Raw genomic sequence first — 15,082 nt, 5'->3', positions numbered from 1 at the left:
GCAGGACGGGGTGCGGCGCGGGGTGGACCGCGCGGTGGGGCGGACCGCGGCGCGGGGTGGGCCGCCCGGACGGGCGGGTGGCACAGTGGTGGCATGGCCCGTCCCGGCCGCTCCGACGCGTACGAGGACCCGGCCGCGGTCCTCGCCGCCGCGGCGGAGCTCCTCGCCGTGCTGCATGCCAGGGGCCAGGACGGCGTGAAACCCGCCGTGTCACCGTCGCAGCTGCGGGCTCTGCTCGCCGTCGAGGGGGCCGAGGGCGTCAATCTGCGGACCCTGGGCCACGTGCTCGGTGCCCGTCCGCCGTCGGTCACCCGGCTCTGCGACCGGCTGGAGGCCATGGGGCTACTGACCCGCTCACCGCATCCGGCGAGCCGGCGCGAGGTGGAGGTGCGGCTCACGCCGCGGGGGCGTGCGCTGCTGGAGGAGCGGCGCGAGATCCGGATACGAGAGCTGTCGGCGGTGCTCGGCCGGATGGCACCCGAGGCCGTGGACGCACTGACCGCGGGCCTGACGGCGTTCCGGGAGGCGGCCGGGCAGCCGTCCCCGGCCCGGATCCCCGACAGCGCCTGACCGGCGGCCGCGGGGGGCGTGCCGGGCCCGTCCGTCGGCATGGCAGAATCATTGAGTTCGTAAAATATTGCCTTCCGGCAAATGATCACTCTAGGCTTACCCGACGGAGCCAGGCGTCCGTCGGGCGTCCGCCGTCCGAACAAGAAGGGGCAGACGCGACGCCATGGTGAGCATCTCCGGGCTCGGGGCCCAGCGCCCGGCCGCCCGTGCACCGCAGCAGGCGGTGATCCGGCCCCGGCCCGCGTCCTCCGGCCAGCCGGGCGACTCGCTGGCGCTGTGGAACGGCATCCCTCCGTACGTCCTGCTCATCGAGGACGACGAGGGCGATGCGGTGCTCGTCGAGGAGCTCGTGGAGGACAGCGGGATCGAGGTCCGCCTCGGCCGGGCCCGGTCCCTCGCCGACGCACTGCGGCTGCTGCAGGCCGAGGCGCCCGAGTGCGTCCTCCTCGACCTGCACCTGCCGGACGCACAGGGCCTGGACGGGCTGGAAAAGGTCCTTGCCGTGTCCGCCGAGGCCGCGGTCGTGGTCCTGACCGGCCTGTCGGAGGAACAGGCGGGCCTGACCGCCGTCGCGGCCGGAGCCCAGGACTATCTCGTCAAGGGACGTCTGGAAGCCGACGTCTTCATGCGCGCCATCCGCTACGCGATCCAGCGCAAGCGCACCGAACTGGCGGCCGTCGCCCTCCAGGCGAGCAGGCTCCGCGCCGAGGAGAACGCACGCCTCGAACGCGGCCTGCTTCCCACGCCGTTACTGCTGGACGATGCGCCCGATGCCGTCAGTGTCTGCGCCCGCTACCATCCCGGGCGCGCCCAGACGCTGCTGGGTGGGGACTTCTACGACGTCGTCCAGACCCCCGACGGGGCCACGCACGCCGTCGTCGGCGACGTGTCGGGCCACGGCCCCAGCGAGGCGGCGCTCGGCGTGTGCCTGCGGGTAGCCTGGCGGTCCTTCGTCATGGCGGGCGCCCGGGGCGCCGAACTACTGGGACTTCTGGAACGGATCCTGCTGGCGGAGCGCTCCGGCCCGGAGATCTTCGCCACACTGGTCTCCCTCACCCGCCCCGTCGGCACCGGCACCGTCCGCGTGCAACGCGCCGGACACCCGGGCTTCCTGGTCCGCTCCGCGGCCGGTGTGGAGCTGCGTACCGTTCCGGGAGGGCCCGCGCTGGGCATCGTGCCCGGCTGGGGCGCCGGCTGGCCCGTCACCGACGTACCCGTGGAGGCCGGCCACGCCGTGATGCTCTTCACCGACGGGCTGATCGAGGGGCGTGTCGGTCCCGGCCCCGACCGCCTCGACGAGGAGGGCCTCCTGGAGATCGCCCGCCGCCACGCCGGCCTCGCCGCCGAACCGTTCGTCGACACCCTCATCCAGGCGGCACAGGGCCTCGCCGCGGACTGGGGTGGCCTGGCCGACGACGTCGCCGTCCTCCACCTGGAATGGAACTCCCCCACGTGACCTCCCCCGCACAGCCGCCCGAAGCACCCCGAGGACGCACCCCGGGGCGCCGAGGACCGAGCCTCCGGAGCTGGCTGACCGGCGTGCTGGTCGTACTCGCCGTCATGGTCGTCGGGACGGGCGCGCTCGGCGCCGCCCTCCTGTCGCACACCACGACGGCCGGGAACCGGCTCGTCGACGGGATCCTGCCCGCCCAGCGGGACGCCCTGCGGCTGGAAACGGCCCTCCTGGACCAGGAGACCGGTGTCCGCGGCTACCTGCTGACCGGCGAACCCGCGCTCCTGGAGCCGTACGAACGCGGCCTGGCCGACGAAACGACAGCCGTCCGCCACCTGTCCACGCTCCTCGACGACGACACCGGTGTGCGCGAGGACCTGGCGGCCGTCGAGGCAGCGGCCCGGACCTGGCGCGGGGAGTTCGCGGCCCCGGCCATGGCCTCCGTCGAGGACGGCACCGCACCGCCCTCCCTCCAGGCGGGCAAGGACCGCTTCGACGAGGTCCGCCGCCGCATCGCCGCGCAGCAGGCACGCCTGGACCGCATCCAGGCCGACGCCCGCACCACCTTGGCAGAGGCGCGCTCGCAGCGCGACCACATCCTGATGGCGATCGCCGTGGCGTTCCTGCTGGCCGGAACGGCCCTCGCCGTCCTGCTCCACGTGGGGGTGCTGCGGCCGCTCGCCCTGGTGCGGACCGCTTCCCAGCGCGTGGCCGACGGGGCCTTCGACCACGAGATCCCCCTGCGCGGCCCGTCCGATCTGCGGGACCTGGCCGGGGCGGTGGAGGCGATGCGGCACCGGACCGTCGCCGAGCTCAACGCCTCGCGGCGCAATGCGGAGCGGCTCGACCGCACGGCCGCCGAACTCGACGCCCAGGCAGTGGAGCTGCGCCGCTCCAACGCCGAGCTGGAACAGTTCGCGTACGTGGCCTCGCACGACCTCCAGGAGCCGCTGCGCAAGGTGGCCTCCTTCTGCCAACTGCTGGAGAAGCGCTACGGGGACCGGCTCGACGAGCGCGGCGCCCAGTACATCGGCTTCGCCGTCGACGGCGCCAAGCGGATGCAGGTTCTGATCAACGACCTGCTGGCGTTCTCCCGGGTGGGCCGCGTACAGGACGCGCGGGAGACGGTCGCGCTGGACGGCCCTCTGGACCGGGCTCTGCGCAACCTGGCGGCCGCAGTGGAGGAGAGCGGCGCGGAGATCATCCGTCCCGAGCGACTCCCGGCTGTGGTGGGGGACCCGACCCTCCTGACCATGCTGTGGCAGAACTTGGTGGGCAACGCCGTCAAGTTCCGCTCGCCCGACCGAACTCCGCGCGTCGAGGTCGCCGTCGTCGACGACCCCGCCGCGGAAGCGGGATTCCACACCTTCACCGTCACCGACAACGGCATCGGAGTACCCGCCGAGTTCGCCGAGAAGGTCTTCGTCATCTTCCAGCGGCTGCACGGTCGGGAAACCTACGGCGGAACCGGAATCGGCCTGTCGCTGTGCAAGAAGATCGTCGAGCACGCCGGCGGGCGGATCCGGATCGACACCGACCACGTGGACGGCACCCGGATCGTCTTCACCCTCCCCGACGCCGCCGTCGCGACCACCCCCGCGGCCGTCGGCGCGGAGACGCCCCGGACCGCCGGGCCCGGCGCAGACACGGCGCCGCCCACCCCCCTGCCCACACAAGGAACCAGCCGATGAGCACTCCCGCAGACCGCCCCCAAGCCACCCCCGCCGAAGTCCTCCTGGTCGAGGACGACGCCGGCGATGAGCTGATGACCCGCGAAGCCTTCGAAGACAACAAAATAGGGAACGTGCTGCACGTGGTGCGGGACGGCCTGGAGGCGCTGGACTTCCTCTACCGCCGCGGCGAGCACGCGAACGCCCCGCGCCCCGATCTGATCCTGCTCGACCTGAACCTGCCCAAGTACGACGGCCGGCAGGTCCTCGAACGGATCAAGACGGATCCCGAGCTGAACCACATCCCCGTGGTCGTGCTCACCACCTCGGCCGCCGAGGAGGACATCCTGCGCAGCTACAAGCTGCACGCCAACGCCTACGTGACGAAGCCGGTGGACCTCGACCAGTTCATCCGGGCCATCCAGCAGATCGACGACTTCTTCGTCACCGTGGTCAAACTGCCCCGCACCGGCTGACGGAGGAGAAGGACGTGAGCAGCATGGACACGCACGATGCCGAGGCGCGCGGTCATGTCGAGACCCGGTCCGACGGTGACGTGCGCATCGTCGTGATGGCGGGTGAGTTCGACATCGACACCGTAGCGGACCTGCGCACCGCGCTGGATCCCGCGGCGCCCGGTGTCAGCCGGTTCGTCCTGGACGTCACCGCGGTGACCTTCGTCGACTCGGCCGCGCTCGGCATCATGCTGCAACCCGCCGTCCTGGACCGGCCGGTGGTCCTGGCGGGTACCGTGCCGCGCCGGCTGGCCCGGCTCCTGGAGATCACCGGCGCCGACCTGGCCTTTGCCACCGCACCCACCGTCGCCGAGGGAGCGGTCATGGCCGTCCCGCCGCGCCGGGGCTGAACCTGCCCCGGGGACTCCCCGACCGGTTTGGGATCCGGATTCCCGGCCATACGGGCGTCGAACAGACTTCGGCGTCCGCCGTGCTGCCCGTCCCGACACCGGTCGGGGCGGGCAGCACGGCGTGCCGGGCGGGAGGGGAAGGGTGATGACCACACGCGAAGAGGACGCTCCCGCGTCCGTACGGCGAGCCGGACACCCGGGGCGCGCCGGATCCCTGGGGCGCGACGCGGTGCTCGCGCTCGGGCTGCTGGGCACCGGCATCGGCGGCGTCGCGGCCTTCCTGAAGGCCGCCGCCGGGGCAGGCGGGGGCGGGCTCCCGCCGGCCCTGGTCGCCGCCCTCGCGCTGCTGCTGCTCGGCGTGCTCCTGGCGAAATGGGGCTTCTCTCCGGTCCGGCGCCCGGTCCGCACCCCCGGGCCCGCGGCGCACCCGGAGCCGCCGGTGGACCTGCCCGACGTCGGGGGTGACGCGCTCGACCACACCGCGGTCGACGCCGACGGCTTCGAGCACACGGTGGCCGCCCTGTGCGCGCGGGACGGATGCGTAACGGTCGAGGTGGTCGGCGGGGCGGGCGACCTGGGAGCCGATGTCCTGGCCACGACGGCGGACGGGCGGCGGGTGGTGCTCCAGTGCAAGCACTACGCCGAGGGCAACCGGGTCGGCTCGCAGGATCTGCAGCGCTTCGGCGGCACCTGCTTCGCGGTCCACGAGGCCGACGTGGCGGTCATCGTGACGACCAGCTCCTTCACCGCGCCCGCCGTCGAGTACGCCGATGTCTGCCGGATCGTACGGGTGGACGGGGAGGGCCTGGCCGCCTGGACCGAAGGACGGGCGCCCGCCCCCTGGGAATCCGGCCCCGGCGAGCCCGCGCCCGCCGCCGCGCACGCCCCCGCCCGGGGAACCGCTCCGTGACGGCGGCCGGCAGCGGCACCCCGGTGGACGGAACCGAGCCCGACGGCCGGGACCTCGCTTGACTGGCGGTCGACACGGCGGGTAAGGAGGGGCTGTTCATCGCGCAAGGTGTGAGACGGGGGACTTATGAAGCCGCTCGAAACGGGTGATCCCACTTCGCTCGGCGAGGGCCGGTACCGGCTGGTGGGGCGGCTCGGCCAGGGGGGCATGGGTGTGGTCTACCTGGGCCGCTCCCAGTCCGGCCGTGCGGTAGCCGTCAAGGTCGTGCGTCCGGAGCTGAGCACCGAGCCCGGATTCAGGCGCAGGTTCGCCGACGAGGTCGCGGCGGCGCGGCGGGTCGGCGGCTTCCACACCGCGCCGGTGGTCGACGCCGATCCGGACGGGGATCCGGCCTGGCTGGTGACCGCCTTCGTACCCGGTCCCACCCTGCAGGCCGTACTCGCGCGCGTCGGATCGCTGCCCCTGGACACGCTCACCGTCCTGGCCGCCGGCCTGGCCGAGGCGCTGGAGGCGATCCACCGAGCGGGGGTCATCCACCGCGATCTCAAGCCCGCCAACATCATCGTCGCGGAGGACGGGCCGCGCGTCATCGATTTCGGCATCGCGCGCGCCTTGGACGGAACGGCTCTGACACAGACCGGCCTGCAGGTCGGCACGCCGGGCTTCCTGGCACCCGAGCAGCTCACCGGCGGTGCAGCGGTCACCCCTGCCGTCGACATGTTCGCGCTGGGGGTGGTGCTGACCCAGGCCGCGGGCGGCACGCCCTTCGGCGACGGCCCGTCCGCCGCCAGGCACTACAAGGTGGTCTACGAGGATCCAGACCTGACCGCGGTACCCGGTGAACTCCGCGAGGCCATCGGCGCCTGCCTGGCCAAGGACCCGGCCGCACGACCCACCCCGGCGGCCTTCCTCGCCACACTGACCGTCCGCCACCCGGAGGACGGGTCCTGGCTGCCCGAGGCGGCGACGCAACTGCTCCCGCCCCCGGAACCGGCGGTGCGTCCCACCACGCCGGACAACCCGCCGGCGACCGCACAGGACAACCCGCCGGCGGACCCGCCGGACACCGCGCGGGACCTCCCAGCACCGGATGCCGCCCGACCCGCCGCCGGGGAGTCCTCCCCTACCGAGCAGCGGCACACCGTGACCGGCCCCGCCGAGCGGCTCTCCCCCGCCGCCGCGCCCGCGCGGGCGGTTCCGGGGCGGGACGGGCGTCGCCGCGCAGCGGTGGCCGCGTTGCTCGTGACGTCCCTCGCGGCCGTCGGCGTGCTGGTGTGGCAGCCCTGGAAGGACTCGGCCGAGGACGGTTCCAAGCCCCGTGCGGCCGCGCCCACCGGTTCCGCCCCCGTGCCCGCCCCGTTCCCGGCCGATCCCCTGCTGATCCGGCAGGACACCGCCCCGGGCTGGCCCGGGACCTGCCACGGCGTCATCGCCCGCCGGGACGCCGCCGCGGAGAAACCCGTGCAACTCGTGGCCGGGGACGCGGGCGCCTGCGACGTCCTGCCCCAGTGGTCCCCCGACCGCAGGTCGTTCGCCTTCACCCGCAGCACCTCGGAGGGGACGGCCGTCTGGACCGCCAACGCCGACGGTTCGAACGCGCGGCGGATCACCTCCATCGCCGGCGGCCGGGTGTCCTGGTCGCCGGACGGCAGCCGGCTCGCCGTGCTGCGCGCCAAGAACGGCGTACAGCAGTTGTTCGTGGTCGATGTCGCCGACGGCACGGCCCGCCAGCTCACCTCGGGCATGGGCCAGGTCGAGGATCCGGCGTGGTCCCCGGACGGCAGGAGCATCGCGGTCTGCCTGCAGACCGCACCGGAAAACTGGCAGATCCACCTGGTCGACCCCGCCGACCCGAACCGTGCCCCGCAGCAGGTCACCCGGCTGCCCCATCCGGCACTCGACCCGGTGTGGTCACCGGACGGCGCCACCTTCGCCTACACGGCCGGGACCTACGGCGCGGGCACCCAGGGCGACATCCGCCTCGTGGGCGCCGACGGCAGCGGCGATCGTGAGCTGGTGGCCACCGGCGCCCATGAGATGGACCCCGCCTGGTCCGCCGACGGCACCTGGGTGGCCTTCGTCCGCGGCCCGTACGAGAAGCCCGTGATCCGGGCCGTGCGCGCGGACGGGACCGGCGAGCGTGCGCTGACGACCGGCGACGCTGCCGAGGGCCATCCGTCCTGGAGTTGAGGACGGCCGAAGCCGCCGCGGGCCGGCCCCGCTCGGGGCGGCGGGCTCGGTGGCGGGCCCGGTCCGCATCCTCCGCCCCCCGGTGGGGCGGGTCAGCCCAGCACGAGCGGGAAACGCACGGCCGCACCGCGCAGTGCGGCCCGTTGTGCGCCGGTGGGCTCGCTGCGGCCGGTGCCGATCAGGAGGGCGTCCCGGTCGGAGAAGGACGTGGGGAACGCGGTCCCGGCGATCTCCTCCAGCATGGTGCGGGAGCGGGCCAGGCCCGCTCCGGGCGGCGGGGTCGGGGCGTCCGGGAGGTGGGCGATCAGGTCCAGATGGTGCAGCGTCCACTCCAGGACGTACGCGCCCAGGTAGTCGGAGACGGTGAGAACCTCGTCGCGGGTTCCCACACGGGCCCGCGGGTCCGCGAGTTCGGCCGCGCGGCCGGCGGCGGAGCCGATGTCGTCGAGGTGGAAGCGGAGCAGGCCCGGGTCCTCGTACGCGGCGGCCAGCCGGACGGTGAGGGCGTCGAGCGGGTCCTCGCCGGTCGGGGGCCGGTCCTGGACGCGCCAGTAGCTCACCGCGTCGACGGTGGGCTCCGCCGCGGCGGGGGTGGCGAGCGTGATCAGGACGTCCTGGGCATCGATGACCAAGTGGCACACGAGGTCCCGCACGAGCCAGCCCGCGCAGCCCGACGGCCGCACGAAGTCCGGGTCCGGGATCTCGGCGACCGCGGTGCGCAACGCCGTCCAGGAAAGGGTGAACAGGCCCATGGCGGTACCGTAGCGCGGCGCCGCCACGGCGGACCAGCACGGCTGTCCGGTCCGGCGGGGGTGCCTCCCGGCCGGCACCGTCGGTGGTGGACCGGGGTGCCGCCGGCTCGGGTCGGGCCATCGGACGCGCGGTGGCCGCCGGTCGTCGGGCCGGGTCCCGGGCCGGGCCGGGCCGGTCTGTCGACCGGGGCTCGGGGGCGGTCGCGCCCCCGAGCCCCGGCGCCCTGGCTGCGGCCGGCGGGGTGCTCAGGTCACCAGGCGCAGCGATGTTTCCGCGATGCCCAGCCGGACGCTCTGGCCCCAGGTCAGCTCCAGGGCGTCGCTCTCCATGCCGTCGCCGAACACCACGATCCGGTCCGACTCCACGGTCAGCCGCAGTGCCTGTCCCCGCGCCAGCTCACCGGCGACGTTCGTCGTTCCGGTGGCGGGAGAGGGCCATGCCTCCCGGACGAACCACAGGAGCCGCGCATCGCAGGGTGCGGGCAGGCGCAGTCGGCTGCCGCGCTCCAGCCAGAGTGAGCGCAGCCAGCCGGTGGCACCGGTACCGGTGCCCACCAGCACCCCGGAGGACGCCTGGGCCTCCCCCGGGCTCGTGTCGCCGTCGGAGCCCAGGCGGTAGCGTGCCGTCTGGTGGCCCGGCGAGCCCAGGTAGATCTCGTTGAGGGCGAGGAGGCGCTGGGTGTCGTCGGCGACGGCCTCGACCATGGTCAGCTCGTCCGCCGGGATCCCGGCGGACGCCGCGCGCAGCAGTGCGGGTGCGTCGGAGCTGCGGTGGCGGACCAGGACCCCCGGGTTGCGTCCCGGTTCGGTGTCGATGCCGACCACCGGCTGTCCGTGCAGGTACTTCGCGGTGTTGGCGACGAGGCCGTCCTGGCCGACCACGACCACCACGTCCTCCGGGGCGAACAGGAACCGGTCCAGGTCCGCCCGCTCCACGCGGGAGCTGCGCCAGGTGAGCGGCACGGCGGCGGCCACCTCCCGCAGCGCCTGTTGTACGCGGTCGTGGCGGCGGAGCACCTCGTCGATCGTGCGGCCCCGGCTGGAGAGGGCGAACGCGGCCTGCCCGTGCGTCCCGTGCCGGGCGAGCAGTTCCTCGTACTCGGTCCTGCGGTGCACGATCACCGCCCGCGGGGCCAGGCTCACGCGCCCGAGCCTCCTTCCGGACGCCCGAGCCTGCCGAGGAGCCCGGTGAGGACGTCGGGCGAGAGTGTGATGCTGTCGATCCGCGGCAGGTTCTCCGCCAGCCGGGTCGCCGCCAGGGCGTGCAGCGTGGCCTGGTCGACCTCGCCGTGCACCCGCAGCCAGGCGGCCTGGGCCTCGGCGCGGGCCGCGCCGGTCTCGCGCTCCGCCTCGGCGTCCGCGCGGGCCAGGCGGACCTTGCGGGCCGCCTCGGTCTCGGTGCGGATGCCGTCGGCAACCGCCTTCTCCTCGGCCTCGCGGCGGGTGTTGGTGCCGCGCTGGTCGATCAGCTGCTCCTCGCGCCGGGCCAGTTCGATCTGGCTGGCCAGCTCGTTCTCGGCGATGGCGCGCTCCCGCTCGACGGCGACGGCCCGCCGTTCGTAGGTGGCCCGGTCCGCCTCCTGCTGGATCTGCTCGCGGGCCGGGGTGCGCAGGGCGCGCTCCACCTCGGCCTCGGGGCGGATCGCCACGACCCGGACGGCCACCACGTCGATGCCGGTGGCCGGGAGCCTGGGCTCGTCGGCGAGACCCGCGGTGACGCTCGCCCGCACCGAGGCGACGCCGTCCACCAGGGCGACGGCCAGCGAAGTCCGGGCCAGTACGTCCAGCGCGTGCTGCTGCGCGGTCTCGGTGAGCAGCGTGGCGATCTGCTCCAAGGGGGCCCCGCGCCAGCTCCCGGTGTCCGGGTCGAGGGAGAAGTCGAGTCGTTCCGCGGCTTCGGCCGGGTCGCTGATCCGATAGGTGACGGTGGCCTGCACGGCGACGTCCTGGAAGTCGGACGTGCGGGCGTGGAAGGCCATGGCCAGCTCTCGGTCGTCGACCGGCACTTCGGAGAGCGCGGCCGAGAGAGCCCGGAACCAGAAGCTGAGCCCCCGTCCGTCGTGCACGATACGGCCGCGCCTGTGGTGGCGGATGTGGGCGGTGGGCGCGGAGCGCAGGTGCCGCCAGCCGAAGCGCCGGGTGATGTCGGCCATGGAGAACCCCCTCAATGTCGTCACTGCGACGATAAGAGGAGCCGCCTCATATCGTCAAGGGGACGAGAAAGGGGCGGCGATGCCGGCCGGGGCCTGCCGCCCGCGTCGGCAGCGGCAGGGCTGCCGTCACCCCTTCGGACAGATGCCCTCCAGTGCCCGCGGCAGCGGGTAGCCGCGCTCCGGGGGAAGCAGCCGCCGGGCCTTGTCCGCCTGCCCGCTTCGGATCAGGGCCGCGGCTTTGCGGACGGCGGGCGTGCAGTCGGTGATGCCGACGATCCATTCGTCGTTGAACGTACGGATCAGGTGGCGGCCGATGCCCACCTGGATGCTGTAGTGGTTGAGTGCCGCTCCGCGGGAGGAGCGCTCCGGGTCCCACTGGACGTGTACCGCCGCTCGGGCCAGGGCCGTTGGCTCCGCCGTCGTGAGTACGACGGCTTGATCCACGTCATCCTGTGGAAGGAGAACGGTGCGGCGAAGCGACCCGCCCGCAGCGCCGCGTCGGCGATGGCGGGACCGTACGCCTGGTAGACCACGATCGTGCGGGCATCATAGTCGGCGCGGATCTGGTAGAGGGATGCCATGCGACGTACCCTGCCGAACCGCCGCTTCCCTGGCAATCCACATTCGGCGGCCACCACCCGGCCCCGTCGGGAAGCCCCCGCGCACCCGGCGGGCGAGCGGGGGCGGCGGGCCCGGAGGCCCGGAGGCCCGGAGGCCCGGACATGGTGTCAGGTGCGCGCGTCCGTCAGTTCCGTGGGGGTCGGCGGGGAGGACGCGCGCTGGTGGGGAACGGCCGCGTGCGGGATCGGCGCCGGGAGCCCGTCGTGCTGAAGGGCGACGGTGTGCGTCGGAGCCGGGATCGAGATGCCCTCGGCACGGAAGCGCCGGTGCAGGCGCTTGATGAACTCGTGTTTGATCCGGTACTGGTCGCTGAACTCGCCGACACCCAGGATGACGGTGAAGTTGATGCGTGAGTCCGCGAACGTGTGGAAGCGGACGGCACCCTCGTGGTCGGGGACCGCGCCGTTGATGTCGGCCATCACGCCGTCGACGACGTCGAGGGTCACCCGCTCGACGTGCTCCAGGTCGCTCTCGTAGCCCACGCCCACCTGGACCAGGATCGAGAATCGCTGTTCCGGCTGGGTGAAGTTGGTCATGTTCGTCCGCGCGAGGCGACCGTTGGGGATGATGACCAGGTTGTTCGACAGGTTCCGCACCACGGTGTTGCGCCAGTTGATGTCGACGACATAGCCCTCCTCGCCGCTGGTGAGCCGGATGTAGTCGCCCGGCTGGACGGTCTTCGAGGCGAGGATGTGGACGCCTGCGAAGAGGTTGGCGAGGGTGTCCTGGAGCGCCAGGGCGACCGCCAGACCGCCCACGCCGAGGGCGGTGACCAGGGGTGCGATGGACACGCCGAGGGTTTCCAGGGCGACGAGGAGGCCCATCACGAGGACCACGATGCGGGTGATGTTGACGAAGATGGACGCCGAGGCGGCCACCCCGGTACGCGCCCCCGCCACCGACTGGACCAGGCCCGCGACGACCCGCGCCGTGCTGAGCGTGGCGATGAGGATGAGCAGCGCGGTCAGGCTCTGGTTCACGAACCCCGAGACGCGCGCGGTGAGCGGCAGGGTGGTGGCGGCCACGGCGGCGCCCGCGATCAGCGCGGCGCCCGGCGCGATGGTGCGCAGCGCATCGACGATGATGTCGTCGCCGCGCCAGCGGGTGCGCTCGGCGTGCCTCCCCAGCCAGCGCAGCAGGGCGCGCAGCAGCAGTCCGGCCGCGGCGCCCGCCGCCAGGGCGATGCCCGCCGCCAGCCAGTCGTGCAGGAGGAGATCCCGGTTCAACGGGCCTCCCCGGCTGCGCGCCGCCGGCCGGGGGTTGCGCCGGCGGACACCGCCGGACGTCGTAGGAGGCGTGTCGTCACCTTGTCACCTGTCAGTTCGTCGTGGCGTAGGCCGTGTTCGGGCGTGTGTACGCATCCGGAACGGGCTGCCATCCTGCCCCATGACGGGGTGACGCACCGCAGGCGGGGCCACGACTACCCTCGCACGGCCGCCTGTTCGAGGACCGCGCGGACCTCCGCGGTGATCGCGGTCTCGTTGCGTTCGAACTCGGGGCCGGTCAGCAGCCGGGGGTCGGTCGGAAGGCCGGTGAGCACGGGGGTGTGGAGGTGGCCGCCGGGCAGGTGCGGGGCGAGTCCGGCGCGCAGCCGGTTGGAGCGGTAGGCGACCTCGTTGGACAGGTAGCCGCCCCCGCCGCCCGCGACGGCGCGTGAGCCGGGCGTGGGGCCGTCGGTCCGGTCGACGGGGGCCGTGCCGCCCGCGGGGATCTCGGTCACGTCGCTGTTGAGGAGGACCGGGTAGGGGGTCTGCACGGCCGCGGTCACCGCTTCGGCGGGCAGCGTGGTGCGGATGAACTCGGGCCCCGGGCCGAGGCCGGGGGCCGTCACCGGACGCTCCCGGGTGCCGCCGGAGAGGGCCCGCGCGTTGTCCGGGTACGGGTCGGCGGACCTGGCGCGTCCCGCCCAGTCCTCCAGGGTGAAGATGCCGGGGTAGCCCTGGCTGACGGTGGTGATGATGTCGGCCTGGGCGGGGCCCTCGGTCAGCTGCGGGGTGAAGGCCCGCTCCACCATGCCGGCGTCGAAGTCGGCGTACCGCACGGGCAGGACGACGGCGCGGATCTCGGCCGGGGTGCCGTCGGCGAGAATGACGCGCCGTCCGTTCAGCTGGAGGGCGGCCGATCCCGACGGGTTGGCGCGGCGGATCTCCGCATCGAGCCCGAAGGGGTCGAATCCACTGATGAAGATCCTCCGTACGCCGGGTGCCGTCCTGAAGGCGTTGCCGACGAGGCCCCGGGAGGCGTCTTCGAAGCGGGCGCGCAGGGCCGCCTTGTCGACGGTGAACTCCGGCTGCCAGCGGGCGAGCGCCGCGGTCATCGCGAGCCGCGCCCAGTACAGCGGCCGGTCGTCCCCGGGGGCGAGGTCGCCTCCGGGACGCTGCCCCTGGGCCCGCCGTACCGAGGCCTGCCAGAGGGCCTGGCCCCAGGAGTCGAGGAGCCGTTCGGACTCGGCGCGACCGCGGGCCGTGCACAGGGCAGCGGGGAACCTCCGTACGAAATCAGCGAAGCCGGCTCGCTCGATGAGGGCCGTGGTACGGCTGTCCGCGAGCCGGGACTGCTCGGCGTCGAGCGGACCGGAGGCCGGGGGGCGGCAGGCGGACGTGCCGGCGGCGCCAGCGGGTGCGGGCGCGGCGAGCGTGACCGGGAGGACGGTGAGGAGGAGGGCGGCGGCCGATGCCGCGCGACGTAAGAGCGTCATGCGATGTGACATTACATAGCGACTTCGACCCTCACCAGACGCACTGGCCGCAGCGGGCGTTCCCCGGCCGGGCCGCGCGCGTCGAGGCGATCGGAGGCGAGGATGCCCCGACTCCCCCCGCCGCCCCGCGACCGCCCGCAGGGGTGACGGCTCAGCCGATGCCGAAGTAGGTCGTGAGCCCGCCGAGCATGAGCTGGATGCCGATGGTGGCCACGAACAGGCCGCCGAACCGGGTCATGATGGCCATGGACTGGGCCGACATGTTCATCCGGTCGGCCAGCAGCAGGTGCCCCACCGGAACCAGGGCCACGGTGATGCCGACGGCGATCAGGGCGGCGATCGGACCCGACCAGCCGTCCCCTGTCGAAGCAATGGTGATCGCCGAGGTGATGGCCCCCGGGCCCGCCATGAAGGGAATGGCGTAGGGCACCACGATGGAGCCTTCCGCCGACTGCGGCGGGGGCGGCTCGTGGGCGGGCGCACCGCCCTGCGCACGGGACGGCTCACCTCCGTAGAGCATCTCGAAGCCCATCAGGGCCAGCACCAGTCCGCCCGCCAGGCTGAAGGCCCCCAGGCTGATGCCGATCAGGTCCAGGACCTCGCGGCCCACCAGAGCGGCCCCGCCCAGGGTGACGGCGATCGTCAGCATGATGCGGCGGACGTATGCGCGGCGCCGCTCGGGCTCGTTCTCGGTGAGCATGCGGAAGAAGATGCCGCGGGTGAAGGGGTCGACGAGCACGAGCATCGTGATCGTCGCCTGGACCGTGAGTTCGAGTGTGCTCATGCGGTCACCTCTCTGCCGTGGGTGGAGCGGAGGACACCACCGGCGCCCCGCGCCGCAGGTGTCGTCCCAGCGCAGCCTCTCCTCCGTGCCCGCCCGGTGACGGACCGGCGCCCTCGGCACCGCGCCCACTCTTGCGGAGCAGCGGCCGGTCCCGTGCGCCCCTCTCCGCCACGGACCTGGCCGGGCGCCGGACGCCGGTGACTGCGAGCAGCCGGACCCTGTGGCTGAGCTCATGGCACGACTCGGCACCGACCGCGCCGCTGTCCGGGAACGCATTCGGCGGACAGACGCCTGAGAGGTGGAGTTACCCAGCCAGGCCCTCGGCTGTTGGTCACTCGCCTTCTGGGGCGTCCGGATCACGCAAGGGCCGCAGTCCACCGGTCAGGTCGGGAAGCTGGAAGGAATGGATCGAGTTG

13 protein-coding genes and 1 pseudogene are annotated in these 15,082 nt (G+C 73.7%); 7 read left to right on the top strand and 7 right to left on the bottom strand.

Annotation, left to right across the window (positions count from 1 at the left end):
- Window positions 1-93: 93 nt before the first annotated feature.
- The 7 genes from AW27_RS33220 (at window position 94) to AW27_RS33190 (ending at window position 7,658) form a co-directional block, all read left to right on the top strand.
- The gene (locus AW27_RS33220) at window positions 94-570 is read left to right on the top strand and encodes a MarR family winged helix-turn-helix transcriptional regulator (protein ID WP_037922656.1); all 477 of its coding nucleotides are present in this window, start codon (window positions 94-96) and stop codon (window positions 568-570) included.
- 163 nt (window positions 571-733) lie between these two features.
- A complete protein-coding gene (locus tag AW27_RS33215; protein ID WP_078556555.1) occupies window positions 734-2,026 on the top strand; it encodes a PP2C family protein-serine/threonine phosphatase in 1,293 nt (430 codons plus the stop codon).
- Window positions 2,027-2,109: 83 nt separating this feature from the next.
- Window positions 2,110-3,714: a sensor histidine kinase gene (locus tag AW27_RS33210; RefSeq protein ID WP_063890594.1), complete on the top strand. Its 1,605-nt coding sequence runs from the start codon at window positions 2,110-2,112 to the stop codon at window positions 3,712-3,714.
- On the top strand, window positions 3,711-4,169 hold the full coding sequence (locus AW27_RS33205; protein ID WP_037922654.1) for a response regulator: 459 nt from the start codon (window positions 3,711-3,713) through the stop codon (window positions 4,167-4,169). The genes AW27_RS33210 and AW27_RS33205 overlap by 4 nt, the downstream gene beginning before the upstream one ends.
- Window positions 4,170-4,192: 23 nt before the next feature.
- A complete protein-coding gene (locus AW27_RS33200; RefSeq protein WP_052030731.1) occupies window positions 4,193-4,558 on the top strand; it encodes an STAS domain-containing protein in 366 nt (121 codons plus the stop codon).
- A gap of 145 nt (window positions 4,559-4,703) precedes the next feature.
- A complete protein-coding gene (locus AW27_RS33195) occupies window positions 4,704-5,468 on the top strand; it encodes a restriction endonuclease (protein WP_078556551.1) in 765 nt (254 codons plus the stop codon).
- A 126-nt stretch (window positions 5,469-5,594) separates the two neighbouring features.
- Window positions 5,595-7,658 (top strand): protein kinase domain-containing protein, encoded by a 2,064-nt coding sequence (locus tag AW27_RS33190; protein ID WP_052030729.1) that lies wholly within the window; start codon window positions 5,595-5,597, stop codon window positions 7,656-7,658.
- 92 nt (window positions 7,659-7,750) lie between these two features.
- Here AW27_RS33190 and AW27_RS33185 read toward each other — a convergent pair whose 3' ends face one another.
- The 7 genes and pseudogenes from AW27_RS33185 to AW27_RS33155 form a co-directional block, all read right to left on the bottom strand.
- On the bottom strand, window positions 7,751-8,410 hold the full coding sequence (locus AW27_RS33185; RefSeq protein ID WP_037923136.1) for a maleylpyruvate isomerase N-terminal domain-containing protein: 660 nt from the start codon (window positions 8,408-8,410) through the stop codon (window positions 7,751-7,753).
- A 246-nt stretch (window positions 8,411-8,656) separates the two neighbouring features.
- Window positions 8,657-9,553 (bottom strand): inorganic polyphosphate kinase, encoded by an 897-nt coding sequence (locus AW27_RS33180; RefSeq protein WP_037922652.1) that lies wholly within the window; start codon window positions 9,551-9,553, stop codon window positions 8,657-8,659.
- Window positions 9,550-10,563, bottom strand: coding sequence for an SPFH domain-containing protein (locus AW27_RS33175; protein WP_037922649.1), 1,014 nt, complete (start codon window positions 10,561-10,563; stop codon window positions 9,550-9,552). The genes AW27_RS33180 and AW27_RS33175 overlap by 4 nt, the downstream gene beginning before the upstream one ends.
- Before the next feature lie 126 nt (window positions 10,564-10,689).
- A pseudogene (locus AW27_RS33170) lies at window positions 10,690-11,144 on the bottom strand (DUF4291 family protein).
- A 147-nt stretch (window positions 11,145-11,291) separates the two neighbouring features.
- Window positions 11,292-12,410, bottom strand: a complete 1,119-nt coding sequence (locus AW27_RS33165; protein ID WP_037922647.1) for a mechanosensitive ion channel family protein — start codon at window positions 12,408-12,410, stop codon at window positions 11,292-11,294.
- Between the two features lie 194 nt (window positions 12,411-12,604).
- Entirely contained in the window at window positions 12,605-13,882 is a 1,278-nt protein-coding gene (locus tag AW27_RS33160) for a C15 family peptidase (protein WP_037922644.1), read from the bottom strand.
- A 151-nt stretch (window positions 13,883-14,033) separates the two neighbouring features.
- Window positions 14,034-14,666 (bottom strand): MarC family protein, encoded by a 633-nt coding sequence (locus AW27_RS33155; RefSeq protein ID WP_037922642.1) that lies wholly within the window; start codon window positions 14,664-14,666, stop codon window positions 14,034-14,036.
- Window positions 14,667-15,082: the final 416 nt, after the last annotated feature.

This window comes from Streptomyces sp. PCS3-D2 (genome assembly GCF_000612545.2).
In the GTDB taxonomy this organism is placed as follows: domain Bacteria; phylum Actinomycetota; class Actinomycetes; order Streptomycetales; family Streptomycetaceae; genus Streptomyces.
Note: the sequence above shows the minus strand (reverse complement) of the source record. Positions and strands in the feature narration are given on the sequence as shown.

Coding starts and splice junctions, on each gene's coding strand:
- AW27_RS33200 (WP_052030731.1), top strand. CDS start 4,193: ATGGACACGCACGATGCCGAGGCGCGCGGTCATGTCGAGACCCGGTCC.
- AW27_RS33220 (WP_037922656.1), top strand. CDS start 94: ATGGCCCGTCCCGGCCGCTCCGACGCGTACGAGGACCCGGCCGCGGTC.
- AW27_RS33185 (WP_037923136.1), bottom strand. CDS start 8,410: ATGGGCCTGTTCACCCTTTCCTGGACGGCGTTGCGCACCGCGGTCGCC.
- AW27_RS33215 (WP_078556555.1), top strand. CDS start 734: ATGGTGAGCATCTCCGGGCTCGGGGCCCAGCGCCCGGCCGCCCGTGCA.
- AW27_RS33190 (WP_052030729.1), top strand. CDS start 5,595: ATGAAGCCGCTCGAAACGGGTGATCCCACTTCGCTCGGCGAGGGCCGG.
- AW27_RS33155 (WP_037922642.1), bottom strand. CDS start 14,666: ATGAGCACACTCGAACTCACGGTCCAGGCGACGATCACGATGCTCGTG.
- AW27_RS33205 (WP_037922654.1), top strand. CDS start 3,711: ATGAGCACTCCCGCAGACCGCCCCCAAGCCACCCCCGCCGAAGTCCTC.
- AW27_RS33175 (WP_037922649.1), bottom strand. CDS start 10,563: ATGGCCGACATCACCCGGCGCTTCGGCTGGCGGCACCTGCGCTCCGCG.
- AW27_RS33160 (WP_037922644.1), bottom strand. CDS start 13,882: ATGACGCTCTTACGTCGCGCGGCATCGGCCGCCGCCCTCCTCCTCACC.
- AW27_RS33195 (WP_078556551.1), top strand. CDS start 4,704: ATGACCACACGCGAAGAGGACGCTCCCGCGTCCGTACGGCGAGCCGGA.